Origin of the sequence: Rhodococcus sp. IEGM 1381, from assembly GCF_030056795.1 — a bacterium.
Taxonomy (GTDB): Bacteria; Actinomycetota; Actinomycetes; order Mycobacteriales; family Mycobacteriaceae; genus Rhodococcoides.
The window spans coordinates 232853-250320 of record NZ_JASHKQ010000003.1; the positions used below are offsets into that span (position 1 = coordinate 232853).

Annotated in this window: 18 protein-coding genes; 10 read left to right on the top strand and 8 right to left on the bottom strand. The window is 60.9% G+C overall.

Annotated elements, in window-relative coordinates; genetic code table 11:
* Window positions 1–2 precede the first annotated feature (2 nt).
* The 4 genes from QM797_RS13130 to QM797_RS13145 form a co-directional block, all read right to left on the bottom strand.
* Window positions 3–1031: an LLM class flavin-dependent oxidoreductase gene (locus QM797_RS13130; protein WP_283276046.1), complete on the bottom strand. Its 1029-nt coding sequence runs from the start codon at window positions 1029–1031 to the stop codon at window positions 3–5.
* A gap of 83 nt (window positions 1032–1114) precedes the next feature.
* A complete protein-coding gene (locus QM797_RS13135) occupies window positions 1115–1324 on the bottom strand; it encodes a hypothetical protein (protein WP_283276047.1) in 210 nt (69 codons plus the stop codon).
* Between the two features lie 315 nt (window positions 1325–1639).
* Complete coding sequence (locus tag QM797_RS13140; RefSeq protein WP_283276048.1) at window positions 1640–2821, bottom strand: alpha/beta fold hydrolase; 1182 nt, start codon at window positions 2819–2821, stop codon at window positions 1640–1642.
* A gap of 60 nt (window positions 2822–2881) precedes the next feature.
* Window positions 2882–3214, bottom strand: coding sequence for a putative quinol monooxygenase (locus QM797_RS13145; RefSeq protein ID WP_283276049.1), 333 nt, complete (start codon window positions 3212–3214; stop codon window positions 2882–2884).
* 118 nt (window positions 3215–3332) lie between these two features.
* On the opposite strand from QM797_RS13145, the gene QM797_RS13150 reads away from it, so the two are divergent.
* The 3 genes from QM797_RS13150 to QM797_RS13160 all read left to right on the top strand — a co-directional run bounded on the left by QM797_RS13150 (window position 3333) and on the right by QM797_RS13160 (window position 6076).
* Complete coding sequence (locus QM797_RS13150) at window positions 3333–3809, top strand: hypothetical protein (protein ID WP_283276050.1); 477 nt, start codon at window positions 3333–3335, stop codon at window positions 3807–3809.
* A gap of 48 nt (window positions 3810–3857) precedes the next feature.
* Window positions 3858–4919: an ABC-2 membrane transporter-related protein gene (locus QM797_RS13155; protein WP_502942337.1), complete on the top strand. Its 1062-nt coding sequence runs from the start codon at window positions 3858–3860 to the stop codon at window positions 4917–4919.
* Window positions 4920–4996: 77 nt separating this feature from the next.
* On the top strand, window positions 4997–6076 hold the full coding sequence (locus QM797_RS13160; protein WP_283276052.1) for a hypothetical protein: 1080 nt from the start codon (window positions 4997–4999) through the stop codon (window positions 6074–6076).
* A gap of 127 nt (window positions 6077–6203) precedes the next feature.
* On the opposite strand, the gene QM797_RS13165 is transcribed toward QM797_RS13160, so the two are convergent.
* The 3 genes from QM797_RS13165 to QM797_RS13175 all read right to left on the bottom strand — a co-directional run bounded on the left by QM797_RS13165 (window position 6204) and on the right by QM797_RS13175 (window position 7745).
* Window positions 6204–6686 carry a GNAT family N-acetyltransferase gene (locus QM797_RS13165; RefSeq protein WP_283276053.1) on the bottom strand — a complete coding sequence of 161 codons (483 nt, stop codon included), beginning with the start codon at window positions 6684–6686 and terminating at the stop codon, window positions 6204–6206.
* Between the two features lie 37 nt (window positions 6687–6723).
* Window positions 6724–7497, bottom strand: a complete 774-nt coding sequence (locus QM797_RS13170; RefSeq protein ID WP_283276055.1) for a DUF6226 family protein — start codon at window positions 7495–7497, stop codon at window positions 6724–6726.
* Window positions 7498–7565: 68 nt separating this feature from the next.
* Complete coding sequence (locus QM797_RS13175; RefSeq protein WP_283276056.1) at window positions 7566–7745, bottom strand: hypothetical protein; 180 nt, start codon at window positions 7743–7745, stop codon at window positions 7566–7568.
* 79 nt (window positions 7746–7824) lie between these two features.
* Here QM797_RS13175 and QM797_RS13180 point away from each other — a divergent pair, with 79 nt between their 5' ends.
* Window positions 7825–8304 (top strand): hypothetical protein, encoded by a 480-nt coding sequence (locus QM797_RS13180; protein ID WP_283276057.1) that lies wholly within the window; start codon window positions 7825–7827, stop codon window positions 8302–8304.
* Window positions 8305–8995: 691 nt separating this feature from the next.
* Here the strand turns inward: QM797_RS13180 and QM797_RS13185 are convergent.
* Window positions 8996–9991: a helix-turn-helix transcriptional regulator gene (locus tag QM797_RS13185; protein ID WP_283276058.1), complete on the bottom strand. Its 996-nt coding sequence runs from the start codon at window positions 9989–9991 to the stop codon at window positions 8996–8998.
* Between the two features lie 104 nt (window positions 9992–10095).
* Between QM797_RS13185 and QM797_RS13190 the strand changes: the two genes are divergently transcribed.
* From QM797_RS13190 to QM797_RS13215, 6 genes are all read left to right on the top strand, one after another.
* Entirely contained in the window at window positions 10096–10554 is a 459-nt protein-coding gene (locus QM797_RS13190; RefSeq protein ID WP_283276060.1) for a VOC family protein, read from the top strand.
* 1057 nt (window positions 10555–11611) lie between these two features.
* Window positions 11612–12172: a hypothetical protein gene (locus QM797_RS13195; protein WP_283276061.1), complete on the top strand. Its 561-nt coding sequence runs from the start codon at window positions 11612–11614 to the stop codon at window positions 12170–12172.
* Between the two features lie 561 nt (window positions 12173–12733).
* Window positions 12734–14413 carry a KAP family P-loop NTPase fold protein gene (locus QM797_RS13200; RefSeq protein WP_283276062.1) on the top strand — a complete coding sequence of 560 codons (1680 nt, stop codon included), beginning with the start codon at window positions 12734–12736 and terminating at the stop codon, window positions 14411–14413.
* 299 nt (window positions 14414–14712) lie between these two features.
* On the top strand, window positions 14713–15204 hold the full coding sequence (locus QM797_RS13205) for a hypothetical protein (RefSeq protein ID WP_283276063.1): 492 nt from the start codon (window positions 14713–14715) through the stop codon (window positions 15202–15204).
* A 17-nt stretch (window positions 15205–15221) separates the two neighbouring features.
* The gene (locus QM797_RS13210) at window positions 15222–16475 is read left to right on the top strand and encodes a queuosine biosynthesis protein queC (protein WP_283276064.1); all 1254 of its coding nucleotides are present in this window, start codon (window positions 15222–15224) and stop codon (window positions 16473–16475) included.
* Entirely contained in the window at window positions 16462–17232 is a 771-nt protein-coding gene (locus tag QM797_RS13215) for a TatD family hydrolase (protein WP_283276065.1), read from the top strand. The genes QM797_RS13210 and QM797_RS13215 overlap by 14 nt, the downstream gene beginning before the upstream one ends.
* Window positions 17233–17468 lie beyond the last annotated feature (236 nt).

Consider the following 17468-nt stretch of genomic DNA (forward strand, 5'->3'; position numbering starts at 1 on the left):
CCCTATTTTCCTGTCACGAGGGGCGCGACCTCGGTGCCGAGCAATTCGATGCCGCGGAGCAGATCGCTGTGCGAAAGCCGTGGATTGGTCATCTGAAGCGACAGTCGATCCACACCGCCCAGTTGCTTCCCGACTCGCAGAATCTTGTCTGCCACCGTCTTCGGATCGCCCATGAAGAACGCACCGTTCGGACCGGAGGTGGCGTCGAACTGCTGCCTGCTCGGCCGGGCGAATCCACGCTCCCTAGAAATCTTGGTGAACATCTCGTTCCAGCCGGGGTAGATGGTGTCGGCTGCGGCCGTAGTGGTCTCGGCGACGAAGCCGAACACGTGCAGACCCACCTTCAGCTGCTCGGGCGGGTGGCCTGCTTGGGCTCCGGCGCGCCGATACAGGTCGACGAGCGGAGCGAACTGGCGCGGTTCGCCGCCGATGATGGCGATCATCAGCGGGAGTCCCAGAAGTCCTGCTCGAGCGAAAGATTCGGGCGTGCCGCCGACACCGACCCAGATCGGCAACGGGTCCTGCAGTGGGCGCGGATAGATCCCCTGACGGTTGAGCGCAGGGCGGTGACGACCCGACCAGGTGACCTCCACGTTGTCGCGGATCTGCAGCAAGAGGTCCAGCTTTTCGGCGAAGAGCGAGTCGTAATCGGCCAGATCCAGGCCGAACAGAGGGAAAGATTCGGTGAAGGAACCGCGACCCACGACCAGGTCGATCCGTCCCTTCGAGATCAGGTCGAGGGTGGCGAACTCTTGGAACACCCGCACTGGATCGTCGGCACTGAGCACCTTGACGGCGCTACCGAGCCTGATGTTCTCGGTTCGTGCAGCCGCGGCGGCCAGGATGATCGACGGGGCCGAGTCGTAGTACTCACTGCGGTGATGCTCGCCGATGCCGAACGAGTAGAGCCCTACCTGATCGGCGAGTGCGATCTCCTCGAGCAGGTGACTCATCCGCTCCTCTGGAGCGATCACCCGACCGTCGGTCGGATCGGTCACGGAAGAGACGAAACTGTCTACGCCCAGATGCACGGTGGGACCTTTCGATTCGGGATGGTCGACTCCATCAGCATCGGTGAAACTTCAATTATTCCGGGTGAGACGAGCAGGGGCTTCTATTCTCCCCAGCGTTTCAACTCGTCCCCCGCGAAGTACATCTGTTGACCTCCGCCGAAGCGAACCAACAGTTGATGCTTCTCCTCGTAGAACCAGATCACGGTTCCGTAGACACCACTCATGGGCCCACTCAGCGGTGTGACACCGTCGCCTATCCCGAATCCGTCCATTCCTGCACCGTACCGATCGAGGGTGCCGAAATCGGACACCCAACGAACACTCGCCGCTGGGCTTATTGCCGTCCGCGTTTGCGTGCGCGCCGTTCATCCAGCTTTCGCTTGCCGTAGCCCCATGTGATGCGACCGAGACCCTCGAAGAGTCGGCTGGACAGACTCCTGCGGCCGCTCATACCGTGGCCTCGTTTCCAGTGGTGATCATGTTGTGTCGGTCCCTTTCTCGAAAGCAGCACGTCTATCCGGTACGCCATGTACCTGGTAGCTGCGCCGAGTAAGTCGAACCGAGAACGAGCAAGCACACATCGACTGCGTGTGATCTACATCACCGACTACGTGCTGGGTATCGAATTATGCCTGCGCGACAAGTCGATCGATCCACCCGATCACCTCGGGGTAGGCAACGGCATTGGCGGCCGGATGGTCGAATGCCGGGACCAGATCGGTTCCGAAGTCCAACTCACGCACAGTGATATCCGTGGCACCAGCGGCACGCCAGCGCTGTGCCAGGAGCCGGCTCTGCTCGATTCCTACGGAGCGGTCGTTGATGCCCTGCACGATCATCACGGGCAGGTCGGGTGCGGTGAACCCGATGGTGTTCGCCGCGGTCAGTGGCCCCAACACCGGCCCCGTCATCAGTGCGCTCAGCGTCGCGCCGTCGGCAGTCAAGTCCTCGGACCGCAATGATCCGTACGCGAGCGCGTCGGTGTTGCAGAAATCCAGTGCCGCATCCAGAGCCACCCGACCGCGTTCGTTGAAGAGGGCACGGATCTCGTCGGCGCGGTCGGGATGCGCTCCGATCAGGCCATCGATCGAGTACAGCATTGTTGCGGCCCACTCGGTTCCATCCTGGCCTTCGACACGCAGCACAGGATCGGTCGGTGCGGCACCGACGAAAGCACCGACCACGGACAGGTCGGGCGCGTAGGTGGAGGCGAGTTCTGCGGCGGCGGCCGAGGCAACGCCGCCCGCCGAGTATCCGTAGAGCACGACGGGCGCGTCGGTCTCACGTGCCGCGGCCCGGGCCGAGTCCAACAGGGCACGGGCGCTGGCGACCCGGCCCAGAAACTCATAGTCGCCAGGGGTTCCGAGCCCTTGGTAGTCCGTTGTGACCACCTGGTATCCCTGCGCCAACAACGGCAGCAGCGCCGGCATCGTCGTGGTCAGTCCCAGCTCGGACGAACCCGAGCAGCGGTCGGCGATCCCGTAACTGCCCGGCGCATAAGCGATCACAGGCCTGGGCCCGGGCCCCGACCACGCACGGGTGGGTGTGATCAGAAGCCCCGACACCGCCACCGCACGATCACGAGGGTCCGCTGATCGGTACAGAATGCGCTCGGTGTGCGACCCCAGTAGGTCGAGCTGCGGCACAGGCTCTCGACGCACGATGGCCCCGGGCTCGAAGGCCTCGAGGTCGGCGACGGGAGCACCGTAGAAATCGGCACTACCTGGTGCCGCCGAGACGGGTGCGGCCCACAGAACGAGGGACCCGACAAAGACGGAGAGCGCAAAGGTGACGGAAAGGAGTCTCATCTCGCGAGCAAGTATGCGGTCCCGAGTAATGATCCGCATTCGCTGTTCGCCGTTTTTCCGCTACTTCCCCGGCTTGATCCATGTCGGGACAAGGGTGCGTACCTGTGGTGCGCCGGCCAACAGCGGTGCCACTTCACGTTCGTACGCCCGATAGGCGGGATGCTGGAGAAATGTGACCGCATCCTCGGCGGTGCGGTAGTGCTGAAACGCAAAGATGCGATCGGGATCGTCGGAATCGAGACAGTAGTAGTAAGCGAGATGCCCGGGATTGTGGAGCACGGCCGGTGCCATGTGCTTTTCCCACAGGACTCGGACGGCGTCGCGTTGGTTCGGCAAGGTCGTGTGCGAGACGACGACGGTGACGCCGGAGCCAGCCTCGGGTTCGGTCGACATGGTGGTTCCTTTCGGCTGACGCATGCGATGCCCGCGATCATGCACCATGGGTCGGACATTCGACGGTGGTGCGTTGGTACCAGGAGCCGGATTTGTCCGGCCTGTAGTGTCGCCGATCATGATCAAGAGAGCTGTGGCGAGATTGGCGGTCGTCGCGGGTGCGGCCATCGCGTCGACGATCTGCGTTCCGGCGCTTGCACATGCGCACCACGCAGAATTGACGCCTCTCCCGGTGGCTTACTCACTGGGAGAGAACTTCTCGGTACCGTGCAGTGGACAATTGACAGGAACCGTCCACACACCGCACGACGGGCCGGGGCAGGTGACGGTGTCCGTATCGTGGCTGCCCTTCTTCACCGGCCAGTGTCACAACGCAATATTCGTGAACTACTGGCCGGCCGCCGAAGAGAACGGGCAGGGAAGCGGCAATCGATTGATTCTGTTGCCCTTCACTTCTCGGGCGTTCGAGCCGCTGACAGGAGACATCACCTTTCCGATGCCATCGGGTGGGGGTTCGATGACTGTCGCACCCAACGCGGTCAGCACGACATACCTCGATCCGTTGGCAAACACGGTGCGGTTCGCCGTTGCGTGACATACGCGCATCGGAGTCGACGCTCGCGATTCGGTGGTTACGGCCGTGATGTGGTCTACATGGCGACTGAACCGGACAGCTCTGCTGATCTCACTGAGCGCCATCGCGATCCTCATCACGGCAACCTTGACGGCAGGGTTGTACGTTCCACGCTATCCGCAAATATCGTGGTCGTTCTCGAGAATGTGTTCTCGATGGAACGATGTCGGGCCGTGCAGACCGGAGACCGCACTGACCTTGTCGACACTGTGCGCACTGCTTCTACCGTTGCTGCTCGGGATGTTCGTCGGAATCCCCGCATTCGCCCGTGAAGTGGACGCACGTAACCATGTATTGGCACTGACCCAGTCCACCAGTCGAATCCAGTGGTACCTCGCGCCCGTCATTGTTGTCTTCCTACCCATCTCGGCGGCCATGACGTGTCTCGGCTTGGCACTGCATTGGGCCACGGGCCTGTCTCGAAATTCCTCGAGCGCCCTATACGGACCGTCCGTCAGTTTCTCGTGGTTCGACTTCCCTCACTTCGAAACGGCCGGCGTCGTTCTGGGTGCTTACACGTTGCTGATGCTGCTCGTCGGCAGCACCTTGGTGCTGATGTTCCGCAGCGGAGTCATGTCCATACTCGCCACCCTCTTCATCTTTCTCTTCATCGTTCCGGTGGCGTTCACGTGGATCGCACGCGAGCACTACGGATCGCCCACCGTCGAAAGTGAGCCGATCAACGGCTTGTATCGCGAATCGGAATATCCCCCGAACCCCTACTACACCACCGATGGAACGTGGGTCGTTCACGCCGGGTATGTCGACAGCAGCGGGGCGGGTGTCAGACCTCGAACAGATCGTTGCCATCAGCCGTACCCGGACGACTACTGGGATCCACGTGCCTGGGAGACGGACGAAGAGCGTTCGGAGCGCACTCGACTCGAAACCCTGGATCGCGCGGCACGATTCGACGACTGTCTACGCGACCAAGGCGTCGACCGCTTCGACATCCGCTACTACACCGAGGACAAATTCTGGCGTTTCCAAGCCATCGAAACCGGCCTCATGCTCACATTCGCCCTCGTTGCAGGTGGGGTGGGAATGTGGAGGGCCCGGCGACTCACCTGAGAACCACTGTCGAACGCTAGAGCCGGAAATGGACTTGCGCAGCACATGACAATTGTCTGCAAGAGTTCTCGACGAGCGTGAAAACCACCGACCTCGACGCGGAGGTAGGCGTAGAAAGATCGGACACGACATTGGACTACGCGACGCTTGTTCTGGCGTCCCCGCGGGGACGCTTTTTCTGCGCGAATCTCGGGTACCTGTGCAGCGCGGACGAACGCGCTGCGAATCCGTACCGTCCGTACACACTCGCGGACGCCGTCGAAGTGCTGCAGGGTGTCGATGTTGCTGCGCTCGCCGAGCTATCGGAATCGGAGGTTCTCGACCCTTTGGGATTTGCAACGGACTGGGCACGCTACTGGCAGCCGCCCGACGAGGAAGATATCTGGTTGGCCACACCGCAAGCTGTTGCGGCACTGCGACCGATAGCGTCTGCGATGTGGGCATCCGCTGCCACTCAGTGGTGGTCCGACGGGGTCGATACCAGCTGCCAGCGCATGGTGGCGCATCCATACAGTGCCGATGAGTTCCCCGAATCGGCCCTTCCCTACAGAAGCGAAAGTGCCGGGCTCGACCTGTGGCGTGCCCACGTCCTCGAAGATGAAGAGCGCTATCGCGCGTGGCGAATCGAGCGCCCGGACAATCGAATAGGCGGAGAATGGTGGTCAATTCCCTCGCCGAGCTCAGCTCTGGAGACCACCCGCGCGCGTGAGCGCCTGGGGGCGTTGGAGTTACTGTTGGAGGAGGATTCGTCCGGCTGCGGTGAAGCACGCGTGTGGCCGGTGACCGTCCGAGGCAACCCTCGTGTGTACGAGATCAGGACCCCCGCCGACTGGGCTCGCCTGGTCGATACGTACCCGTTGGCGGTGCCGGAGTCCAAGCGTTCGGATTGGTTCGAGACAACGGGTGAATATCGCGACTGGTTCATTCCCGATTGGGTGGCGGTGGCCAACGACTTCGACGCCGTACACCTCACCATGCTCGGCTACCTGACGACACCAGGAATCGTAATACCGCTGACCCACAACAGGGGTGCGACGGTATTGGCCGGTTGGAATCCGGACACGACGTGGTGGTTGAACACTGATTGCGTCTATGCCGAAGACGAACCTGTTCTATGGCGACGGGACGACGAACACTGGACCACAGCACCGAGTTGAAGTGGGCGACTTTCATTGCTGGGTGTGCCCAGTCATGCCCACGATCACTACTCGGATATCGGGCCGCGTCTCCGCTTCGTCGCTACACCGCCAGTGCCACGTCGTCGAACCGGCATCGGAACGCCGATCACCGGCGCTTTGGAACGGCTTCAGTGAGTTGGTTCGAGTGCGGATCCACTCGGTAGATTCGCTCGACCGGTCTACGACCGTCTGTCATGATCCAGTCTGCCGGACGCGTGTCGACCAGCGTCCAGCCGGTGCGTTCGTACAGTTCGATCGCCTTGCTGGAGCGCTCGATGACGTCGAGCATCGACGCACCTCCAATTCGCGCCTGCCGCAACAGCGAATCTCCGACGAGCGAGCCCCGGTATCCCGGTCGCACGAAGAGTCGGGACACCCAGAGGACACCGGACTTGTCGACGATGACGACGTGTCCGACGATGCAATTCTCATGCTCGGCAACCCACGCGGCCGCCATGTTCTCGGGCGTCAACCAGCCAGCCGGATCTGGTGGCCAACGATGCGGATAGTCGTCGGATTCGTGGACCTCGCTCAGCGCCTCGACACACCGCGGCAAGTAAACTGCATTCCTCGGTCGTACGAGCGCCATCGATCGAGTGTCCCGCAACGACATTCGTCGACGCTGATCAGGTCTCGGACACCAGCGATCGCGCACTCCAGTTCTGCGGCCATGGTGCAGCGGTGAATGACGTGGACCGGTCGAGGTTTTGGACGGTTCCGCTCTGACAGTGGAACGATGTGCGGCACGAATAGTGCTCGAACGAAGCAGCCACGGCGAGTGATCCGTCGACGACGGAAAGGATCCACGTGTCGATTTCTTCGATCAATGCTGCGGATCCGCTGTCGCATCCGTCGCATGCGCAGTCCGGAATAGACGCCAGGCTGACCGCTGGGTCGCCGGCGGCTATCGAGATGTTGACAGGGTGCTCTGTCGTGGACGGTTGGTGCGTGGTCAATACCAATGGAACGGCGCCGTCAGCTAGCGGTGCGAGCACCACATCCGCTCCCCCGCACTCGAGCGGGCGAAGTGCCCAGTCCAAGTCGGAAGTAACGGTGGCCCAACCCCGTTCGAGTAGCACCGACACCCATGCCTGCGCACGGATCGCGACGAGCAAGAACCTGCTCGGATCGGGGCAGCGTCCGAATTCCGACTCGTCCACGTACGTGCCATCCGCGTGCGGGTTCGGCCAAACGCCAGAGTCCCCACCTTCGGCCACAAACTCAGCGTCCACTTCTGCGAGCAAAACGCAAATTTCGGGCGAGAGTAACGACGAGTTCTCTCCCCAACCGGATTCGATCACACCATGGATGTCGTCGTTGTATCGGACCCACCAGGGCTCTTCGAGTTCTGAGGCCACTCGACTCCCATTCGTTTCGAAGAGATGAGCGCAGACATGCATCCCGGAGGTACCGGAATACGGGATCTTTCTGGGTAGAAACTATCGTCCGGGGAAGGCACGTGAGGACGTTACGACACCGAATTCATCGTGATCTCCCAGTAGGTACCACCCCCGAAGATGTAGACGATCCTCGCGAACATCACGCTCAGCGGTTCAGTGTCCGGATCGGCCCGCGCACGATGATACGAACGGCGCAATTCGGTGAGCTTGATCGCATCCCACGCCAGTCCCCGACTCGACTCGGACAACCGCTGATCGAAAAAACCCCTGTGCCAGTGCGTCGTCCGATCGTCCTGACAGCCCGTTGGGGTATAAAATGCGAAAGCCATGGACGACGCATTGACCGAGATCGGGATGAGTGCACACGACGCACGCTTCCACATGCTCCTCAACTCGTCGGTGTGTGGGTTCATGGTGATCTTTCTTGTTGTCAACCGGACGTGGACATGGGTTCCCACCTGGATGCTTGTTTTCTTCGTCGTCGTCATCGCGGGTTCGCTGTGGCAGGTGTTCAGGGCGCCGTTCGAGAGAACAGCGGTCTACCCGGACCGGTTGGAAACCCGTCGTCGAAGCGGAGTGGTTGCAGTACTTGCCCGCGAGGAAATCGAGTCGTTCCGCACCAAGGGAGGCGGGGATGATGGGCCGTCCATTACGGCGGTCGGGGTCGACGGGAAAAAGACGAAACTGTTGGGCACAGATCGCGTGAAAACCACCGGGTGGGCGAACATGTTCCGCAGTCGCAGACGCGATGCTCAGGACCTCGAGATCCAATTGGAGAACTGGAAGCTGTACGGCAGCTGGGAGTAGCGAACCCGGCAGTCCTTTCCCCAGGCGGGCACGGTTCGGCATCGGCGTGGTCGACGGCGGCGGTGATCGCCGCGCTGGGCACGCCGACTACGTCCCCAACCCCACGTCCGGGACGGTCTCGGTCATCGCCACCGCGACCAACGCCGTCGAATCAACAGTGTCTGCCGGGAAGAACCCCGTTCTGACAACAGTGCTCGATGGCACCGTCTACGTGACCAACGCAGGACCGGGCACTGTGTCTGCGGTCGATTCCGCCACCGACACTGCCACCGCCTACGTCATCAACGGTGACGACGCCTCGGTCAGCATGCTGACCACTGCCGCGCAGCCATCCATTGGGATCATGTGCACACCGTCAATCAGGTTTGACGGTTTTCGGCGCGTAGGGTCAGACGGGAGATGGCTGTTCGAATTGCCCAGACAAATTTCATGTCGACGCACATCGCCGAGAGCCGCGGCTGTTCGATGCCAGTCCGACACGCTTGTCACTAGACGCTCACTGAAACCATCACCGATTGTCGCCGGATGCGACGCACCCCCAAGGTCGCCCAACAGTGTAGTGCGCTTTGCAACTGCGGACATCGAGGCTGTGGATTTTCGTAGTCGACGAGCGAAACATACCCGATCGAGGAATGCATGCGGCTGGTTGAACCGATGCACCCACGACAGGGCTTCCCGTTCGACCTCGGCCCTAGCCGGTTAGCTTGTCGCCTCGTGCCGTTGCCCGGTTACGCGAGGCGAGTTGTGCGAATGCTCGGGTCAGTTCCGGTGGGCCGACGACCTCGATGTCGGTGTCGAAACGGTTGAGGGCTGCGGCAAGAGCGACCCAGGACCACGAGCCGACTTCAAGGCTGCATCGTCCGGAACCGAGGTCCTCGACGATTCCGTCGCCCGCGAATGGGAGGACGTAGCTGGCGGGGCGGCCGAGGATGACTTTCCCGGTGCAGGGCCACTGATTGGTGCGTTCGGAGCCTTTGAAGCGGGCGGAGACGAACTCGGATACGTCGCCACCGGGTACTTCGCGAGGGGCGAATCTCGGTCCAGTGGGAATGCGGGGTGTGATGCGGTGGGCGCTGAAGATGCGCCAGTCATCGTGCTCGAGGTCCCAGGCAACGAGGTACCAGCGGCCGTGCGAGATCACCACGTGGTGTGGTTCGACCCGAAGCGGTAGTGCGGCGCCGGACGCGGCATCGGGGCGTCGTCCGGCGTAGTCGAACCGCAGCACCTCCGAGGCTCGCGCTGCCGTCGACAGCGCGATGAGTACCTCGGGAGAAACCGACGCGGGTGCTCCTTCTCCGGGGTGGCTCGAGATTGTCGTGAACTCGAGTGCGTTCAGGCGATGTCGCAGTCGGGATGGCATGACCTGCCGCACGGTGGTCAGCGCTCGGAGGGCGGCTTCTTCGATGCCGACGCCGGTCACGGTCGCTACCTGCAGGGAGACGGCAAGTGCGACTGCCTGGTCGTCGTCGAACAACAGCGGGGGCAATTCGCTGCCGGCATCGAGCCGGTAGCCGCCATCGGCGCCCATCGTCGCCTGGATGCTGTAGCCCATCTCGCGAAGACGGTCGACATCGCGGCGCACCGTGCGGTGACTGATGTTCAGCCGCTCGGCGAGCACAGAGCCCGGCCAGTCGCGTCGAGTCTGCAGGAGCGACAGCAGATTCAACAGTCGGGAGGTCGTTGTCATTTCCCCAGATTACGCCTGGATATAGGACAGAAGCTGCCCTATACGGCTGTGAGGATCGATGTTGTCGGGGAAACACCCCGCCGCCGTTCTCACCAGGAGCAGAAATGACCATTCAGACCACCACCCACCTCAACTTCCGTGGCGACGCCCGAGCAGCACTGGAGTTCTACCAGTCCGTGTTCGGCGGGCACGCCGTGATCAACACTTACTCGGACTTCGGTATGCCGGCCGATCTACCCGGTGCCGACAAGGTCGTCTTCGGTCTCGTAGCCGCGGAGAACGGCTTCCGGGTGATGGGTTACGACATCCCTGGCCACACCGAGGGCTCGATCGCCGGCGGTGGCTCGACCCGCCGTGAGAACGGCACCACAGTTACCGACCAAGCCCTGTTCGTCTCGATCGGTTCCGACACCCTCGAAGAGCTCACGGGCTATTGGGAGGCACTGGCCGTCGACGCCGTCGTCATCGAGCCGCTGGCTGCCTCTGCATGGAGCGCTGGATTCGGGATGCTCACCGACCGATTCGGCGTCACCTGGAGCATCAACGTCACCCCGGCCCAGTAGTAACCCACCCGATGCGGCGCGGACGTCGGGCACGCCCGCGCCGCATCACGATGGGTTGCGGTGCGCCGGCCGGGCAATCTGAATCGCTCAGCCCGTGGCGGTTACGCCGTCACGCCCAAACGCGCCTGTGAATCGGCAAGACCTGCTCGAACTTCACCGCCGATCAGCGGGCCCGAACCTAGGCATCAGCGGCTCAAAGTGATGAGTAGACCTAACACCCCAAGGCAAAAAGATGACCCCCTGACCTGCATTTCTGCTGGTCAAGGGGTCATTTTGTGCGCCATCAGGGATTCGAACCCCGGACCCGCTGTACGAGAGATAACAATTCAAGTGGATGCACCCGCGTCCACCATTGGCCCGCTGAGCTGGGTGTTCGGCGAATCGAGTGACCATCGGCGTCCGCGTGAATCCACCCGGGTGCGCCGCAAAGTGATGAGTAAACGATGACCTCAGTCGACCCGCTCCCGGTCCAACTGAGTCCCGCATGGTCCGTCATCGTCTAAACGGACCGCCGTGGACTTTCGACTCCACCTCATTTGAAAGTGATGACCTGAAGACACAAACCATCCGCCGGTTAAGAACGTCTCGATTATGTCCAATATCGACGACTTTCCGCCACCCCGCTCCCCAGCTATTCCGGACACCACATTGGGTCCGGCCGCTGCAACGGACACCGCGAGCGCTATTCGATTCGCAAAGCCCCGCGGGACCCAGGCGGTGCTGCTCTCTGGACGATCTGGGTACGTCATTACTGATCGACCTCGATTCTGCTGCGCTCACAACGCAAATACCATCACACGCATCCGACCCTCTGAACCCCGTGGATAGCGCCAAGGTAGCTACGACTATGCGGAGCTGTACGCGGGGACACAGCCTCGGATGGGAGAAACGAACCCGACAAAGTTGCACCTTGTCCGGACGACACGGCAGACCGGGCGCTATGCGGCACGACCGCGACGGGATGAGAGAACATCAGCTTATGACGGACGATACATATCGAGTTCACCGAAAGTTGCTCAACGAGGCAGACGCGAATCGGGTTGGAAAGTGGGCCTCCTTGTGGGCGGATCTGATCCACGTCGACATGGTCCTGCTCGCGAGGGTTGAAATCTCCGATATCGCGGCCAATGCGTTTCACCGCCGCGCTCTGTGGGAGTCCGCGATCGTCAGTTACGGCCGTATGGCTGTCAGCGACAGACGCCGCAAGCTTGACCATGATGACCTGTTACGCGAGGCCCGCGGCGCACGGGGCGTCGAGTTCAACGACATTCTGATGAACTGGCGAAATAGTCACGTCGCGCATCGGCTGTCTCAAGACATTGAGTCAGTCACCGTGTTTGCGGACTATCTCCACGATGCGCCTGACGTCCTCGATTCAATCGGAGTCTCGGTGTCCGCTGCCGGTGGTCCGTCAAACGACTCCCCGATGGTGGTCGAGTTCACCGAACACGTCAAGGCCCTGCGAGACACGCTGTGGAGCTCATACCTGGCCCCACCGGCCGAACTGATCGCAACTCGCGGACCGCAAGGGGTCATGAACCCGGCCGTAGACGAACCGGCTGATCGAATGACACTTCACTTAACGCTGTGGTCTCGGGTGAACGGCACAGGAATGTGAAAATGGAGTCAACCAAATTTGCGTCATGCAACGAGATAGGACTCGAAACACATGGTGGTACAAGCAATTACTGTTTATGTTTCACAGCCAACCTAAATAATGTTGCTCTCCGGAGTATGCAGACATCGGGGAACGGCAGCAGAAGGCGCGAACCCACCGACCAAGGGTACGGCAGCTTTCGTCGCGCTACATGGGTCCGACGGATCCAACGTCCAGGTCTGTTCGTTCGAGTTGAGCCGCCGAGGACTGAGCTTGTTAAGCGGCACAGTCAGCGGGCAAGACACAGTTACCGGTTAACAGAACGGCGGTCGGTGGCTAATCGATCGGCCCTACGGCGAGGTGTTCCACTTGCGGAAATTCTTTTTTTGCAGGGGCTTAGTCCAAGCAACTGATCGAGAACCTCCGCACAGACAACGCTTCGTCCTGTTTCGGCGTCAGTAAAAATGCGAGGCGGTACGTTCTTCATGCGCGCGAATGTTGTCCGGAACTGTAGACAGAGGTGAGAGAACGATGCCTGCTGAGAAGCTCCGCCTGTGGGACGACAACCCGACCGACGTCGACATGCTGGGTTTCGGGCATGTCGTAGAATCGGTAGTTTCCGCAGCGTCATCCCCGGATCTGGACCCTGTCACGGTCGCCTTGCAGTCGTCGTGGGGTGGTGGGAAGTCGTCGGCCCTCAAACTCATCGCCAAGCAGTTGGAAGACCAAAACGACTTCGTTGTGGTTCGGTGCGATCCGTGGGAGTACGACGACCTGCCCAAGGCTGAGGTCCGAGCCTTGCTCATCTCACAGGTACTACAAAAATTGACAACGAAAAAGGGCTTTGTTGGCGACACTAAGCGGCTGCTGAAAAGGATCCAATGGGTCAAAGCTGGTGCGACGCTTACCAACATGGTCCTCGCGCGCGCCCTCGACGCGAAGGATTTGATCGAAGCATTCTCTCCCGGCGCCGACGAACCCACCTCTATGGCGGGCTTTCGAGACGAATTCGAGGCCTTGATGAGAGACGCCACCGGGATACGCAAGGTCATGGTTCTGGTCGATGATCTCGACCGCTGCAGTCCCGACTCCGTCGTGGCTATTCTTGAGGCAATCAAAGTGTTCCTGTCCGTGCCCAAGATGGCCTTCGTTCTCGCGGCCGAAGAAGCCCTGATTCGTTTCGCGATCGAGCGCAGCACCAACTCGGGAGCCCGAAACACCTACTCGGACAGATACCTCGAAAAGATTGTGCAGCTACCCATACGGTTGCCCACGTTGTCGCGCGACGACGCAGAAACTTACATCGCATTGCTCCTTGCACATCGACGTGACGAGGATCCTGCACGTACCCAGGCACTGGTTGACCATGTATCGCAGCGCCGATCAGAAGGGAAGAAGCCTTACCTCAGCGGACCTTACGAAGATCATGTCCAAAAGCCACATCCGGAAGACCTGGCGCTCGCAGCACAGATCGCCCGCGTCCTGAGCATCGACACCTGGAGTAGTCCACGAGCCATCAAGCGCTTCCTCAACGCATGGGGTGTCAGAGTCTCGATCGCCGGTGACCGCGGGGCGTCCCTCGATCTGGGAGTGATGCTCAAGCTGTACCTACTCGAGGATCGTTTCCCCACTTCTTTTGCAATGCTGGTCGAGACGCCGCCGGAGCAGCGTGGATCGCTGCTAGATGATTGGGAGGCCTGGGGTAGATCCGAACTAAATGATTCGACATATACGAGACCGGAGGGAGTCGACGACGAAACAAGAGCGTGGGCGTCGGCCGATCCGCGGCTGGCGTCGGTGGCGGGAAGAATCGACGCCTACCTCACTGTCGCAGCCACGTTCACATCCGCCAGTGCTGGCGAGGGGCTATCCACCGATGCCCTGGCCTTGATGGACGACCTGCTCGCCATATCGGACACCGCGCGACGTACGGCGCTAGAAGATGTCGGCGTGCTACCCGTCGAGGAACGCAATGCCGTCATAGTCCGGCTAATACAACGCGCAGGCGCGGTCGATACGAACATTGCTGTCTCGTCCGCCGCTGAGCTCGCCAAAAGCGACCCCGGCCTGGCTGCAGTCTTTCATCGCGCCGTCAAGGAACATGCCTTGCGGCTGCTGACCCCGTCGGCAGTCGTCGACATTGCCAGCGTTCCCGGCGCAAGGGACACTCTCGCACTACTAATCAACGATGCGAACATCGAAGACGACGTACGGAACCTCGCAGGTGAAGAACTACGCAGCCTCGACAACGGCCAGAGCTGATGGGGACCCAGCTCGCGTACGGGGGCAGTGGTTCCGCGCCGTGGGACAGCGCTGCAGACGATGCGGTTGGAGTCGACGCCGGCGCAGCCAGCTTGGGTGCTGCCGCTGTTGATTCGCTCATCGACAATGTCGCCAGCGCTATCATGGCGCACGAGTCGCGGCCGATTCCGGGGGCGTCTACGACGTACACACCCTCCTCGGTACGTCCGTCCCCGTACGTTCCAGGCGGGTCGAGCGTTCGAAGCCGCACTGCCAAATTCGTCAGCACGCCGCGCTCAGGACGCAGCGCACGCCAATCGGTGGCGCGAGGGTCGGCAGCGGTCGCCGCTGGCGCGGCTTACTCTCGCAGCGACCGCGCCGCGCTCGCCGAGCTGGGACTGGATCTGGACCGTCTGCGCGCACTGACCGCACGGGAACGACAGCAGACGATCCTCGACGAAATCCTCGGCGCTCCCGGCCATCCCGACGACGAAGCATTACGTCGAGCCGCTCACGAAACACTGAAGGCACAAGCAGAAGACCCCGCCATGACTCAAGACGCCCAAATCGACTTTCTTCTGGCCTCTTACGTCTATCAACAGGCGCTGGTCGAGCTCACATCGCAAACCGCGCGCCGGGAGCTGAGCCGAGACGCCGTCAGACGGTTCGAGGAACGAATTAAACCCGTCATCTTCAAGAAAGCAAAGGGAATGGCCTCAGGCAATAGTCGATTTCTTTCACCAGCACTCTTCATCGAAAAAGCAACAGGTCTCGTAGAAACGATATTCAGAGTGATGAGGACAACCCGTTGATCGATACTGTAGAAGTGATGGCCGCCGATGACACTCCAACTCGGTCCGACGCGACTGCGCTTCGAGTTCCCACCCTCACCCACCCATCAGATACCGTTACCACCGATCTTGAATGGACGTTCTCCGCTCTCGGCAACGTAACCGCCCCTGCACGAGACCTCGCCAGGATCGCGGTCGCTGCCTATCTCGCCGACCGCACGATAGCGCGGTCGTCAGCCTACTTCTCCCGGCGAATGGAGGTGATCGTGCACCTGGATGACCCCGATCGCTTTCTCAGCCCTACCGGTCAGCAGCTCGTCAACCTGCTCAGCTGGCTGACCGGTGACGCGTGGACACTCACGCCCGTTTCCAACCAGTCGACCGCCACACCCCCCTCCGAAGTCGCCGAAATCCGCGACGAAGTAATGCTGCTGTCAGGCGGTCTCGATTCTTTCTGCGGGACAGTGGCATCATTCGACGGACAGTCTTCTCGTCTCCATCTCGGACACCGGGACCACAGCCGTGCAATCGTGCACGCACAAGATGAACTCAATACCGCCCTGAGGCAATGGGATCCGACTTTCGCATGGAAACGGGTGCGAATTGCACCGAAAACCACCCGAGAAAACTCGACTCGTACTCGATCGCTGATGTTCATGACTCTCGCGACCGCCGCTGCCACCGCAATCAGCGCATCACGGGTCACCGTCCCCGAGAACGGCTTCACCAGCCTGAACCCGCCTATGCTGCCCAGTAGGGGCGGGGCACTGTCCACTAAGTCCACGCACCCGTGGACGTTCCAACAGGCAAATGGCATTCTCCAGGACCTGACGATCCCGGTCACACTGGTCAATCCCTACGCCATGTCCACAAAGAGCGCTATGCTCCGCGCCGCCGTCGACAACCGCGGCGATAAAGTGCTAGCTCTGGCCTCACAAACCATTTCGTGTAGCAAACTCGACGGTGGCCTGGGATACGAAGGTGGCAGTCCGAATGTCAACTGCGGCCTATGTATTGCATGCCTGGTCAGAAAAGGAGCGTTCCTCGGAGCCGGTCTCCCCGACGCGACTGATTACCTACTGGATCGCATCACCCCTGCTGCTCGCGCCAAACTCATCGACGCTCGGCACGCGGACATTTGGGCTGTCCGGACGTGGGCTATGCGTGACCCCGTCGTTGATGATTTGATCGTTTCCGCACCGTGGCCACCCGGCACCGACTACGACGCGATGCTTGCCATGGTCAACGCAGGACGAATCGAACTGATGGAAGCACTCGATGCATCACTCTGACCTTCCCCCACTTGACGTACACGCTCACATCGCAGCCGATGTGAGCACTAAACAACTCGACCAACTGAACGACGCTGTCGTCTTCGCCATGACACGCTCGGTAAACGAAGCCCGATATACACTCCGCCCCCATGCTGCAACCAGTAAACGCGTCGTGTGGGCTCTCGGCTCGCACCCCGGCGTTCCACGCACGATCGAACAGTTCGACGGTGACGCCTTCGAACTATCAATCGCAGACTTCGCGATTATCGGAGAAATCGGACTCGATCGACGCGGCGACCCCAACGCGCAGAACGCCATGTTCGGGCGCATCCTCGCCGCCGCATCCGGCCAGCCGGTCCTGCTCAGCGTGCATAGCACCGGACGGTGCGCTGCAGTGCTCGATGAAATAGAGCGCGCACCGCATCCAGGGATCATTCTGCACTGGTTCAACGGCACAGCACGGGACATTGCACGAGCAATCGACCTGGACTGCTACTTCTCGGTCAACGCAGCAATGAACCACGCTCATCTGCAACAGATCCCGAAAGATCGAGTGTTAACAGAAACCGACTTCCCGGCCTCGCGCTCCCGAACCAGAGCGACCCGCCCTGGTGACACGAACGCCATCGAAGACATACTCAGCGAGCAATACAACGCCGACGCCCGACTTCTCGTGTGGCGCAACCTCCACACAATCGCCCATCGAACCGGCGCAGAAGAGAAACTGCCCCTGCTGGTACGCGATCTTATTGCAGGATCAGTAATCGCCGAATGAATGTACGTTAAAGTGGCAGGGTAGCAACGTCGTCACCAGGACTGGTGTGCCTAAATTTTATTCAGAGCTAACGGTGGCAAACTGTCTGAGGGCGGTATCAACGTCTTCGGCCCAGAAGTGGACTCCGACTCGTACTGTGTCCGCGCTCTTCAACAGATGGACTTGCAAAGTTCCCGATAATGTTCGGTTCGGTTTCAGACTATTCAGCGGCAATGGCAATGGCTGTGACCGAATGC

What these genes read in the sequence shown, in the direction of transcription:
- QM797_RS13140 (WP_283276048.1), bottom strand. Translation starts at nt 2,821, where the DNA reads ATGAGACTCCTTTCCGTCACCTTTGCGCTCTCCGTCTTTGTCGGGTCC.
- QM797_RS13145 (WP_283276049.1), bottom strand. Translation starts at nt 3,214, where the DNA reads ATGTCGACCGAACCCGAGGCTGGCTCCGGCGTCACCGTCGTCGTCTCG.
- QM797_RS13150 (WP_283276050.1), top strand. Translation starts at nt 3,333, where the DNA reads ATGATCAAGAGAGCTGTGGCGAGATTGGCGGTCGTCGCGGGTGCGGCC.
- QM797_RS13155 (WP_502942337.1), top strand. Translation starts at nt 3,858, where the DNA reads ATGTGGTCTACATGGCGACTGAACCGGACAGCTCTGCTGATCTCACTG.
- QM797_RS13165 (WP_283276053.1), bottom strand. Translation starts at nt 6,686, where the DNA reads ATGGCGCTCGTACGACCGAGGAATGCAGTTTACTTGCCGCGGTGTGTC.
- QM797_RS13170 (WP_283276055.1), bottom strand. Translation starts at nt 7,497, where the DNA reads ATGCATGTCTGCGCTCATCTCTTCGAAACGAATGGGAGTCGAGTGGCC.
- QM797_RS13180 (WP_283276057.1), top strand. Translation starts at nt 7,825, where the DNA reads ATGGACGACGCATTGACCGAGATCGGGATGAGTGCACACGACGCACGC.
- QM797_RS13185 (WP_283276058.1), bottom strand. Translation starts at nt 9,991, where the DNA reads ATGACAACGACCTCCCGACTGTTGAATCTGCTGTCGCTCCTGCAGACT.
- QM797_RS13190 (WP_283276060.1), top strand. Translation starts at nt 10,096, where the DNA reads ATGACCATTCAGACCACCACCCACCTCAACTTCCGTGGCGACGCCCGA.
- QM797_RS13200 (WP_283276062.1), top strand. Translation starts at nt 12,734, where the DNA reads ATGCTGGGTTTCGGGCATGTCGTAGAATCGGTAGTTTCCGCAGCGTCA.
- QM797_RS13210 (WP_283276064.1), top strand. Translation starts at nt 15,222, where the DNA reads ATGGCCGCCGATGACACTCCAACTCGGTCCGACGCGACTGCGCTTCGA.
- QM797_RS13215 (WP_283276065.1), top strand. Translation starts at nt 16,462, where the DNA reads ATGCATCACTCTGACCTTCCCCCACTTGACGTACACGCTCACATCGCA.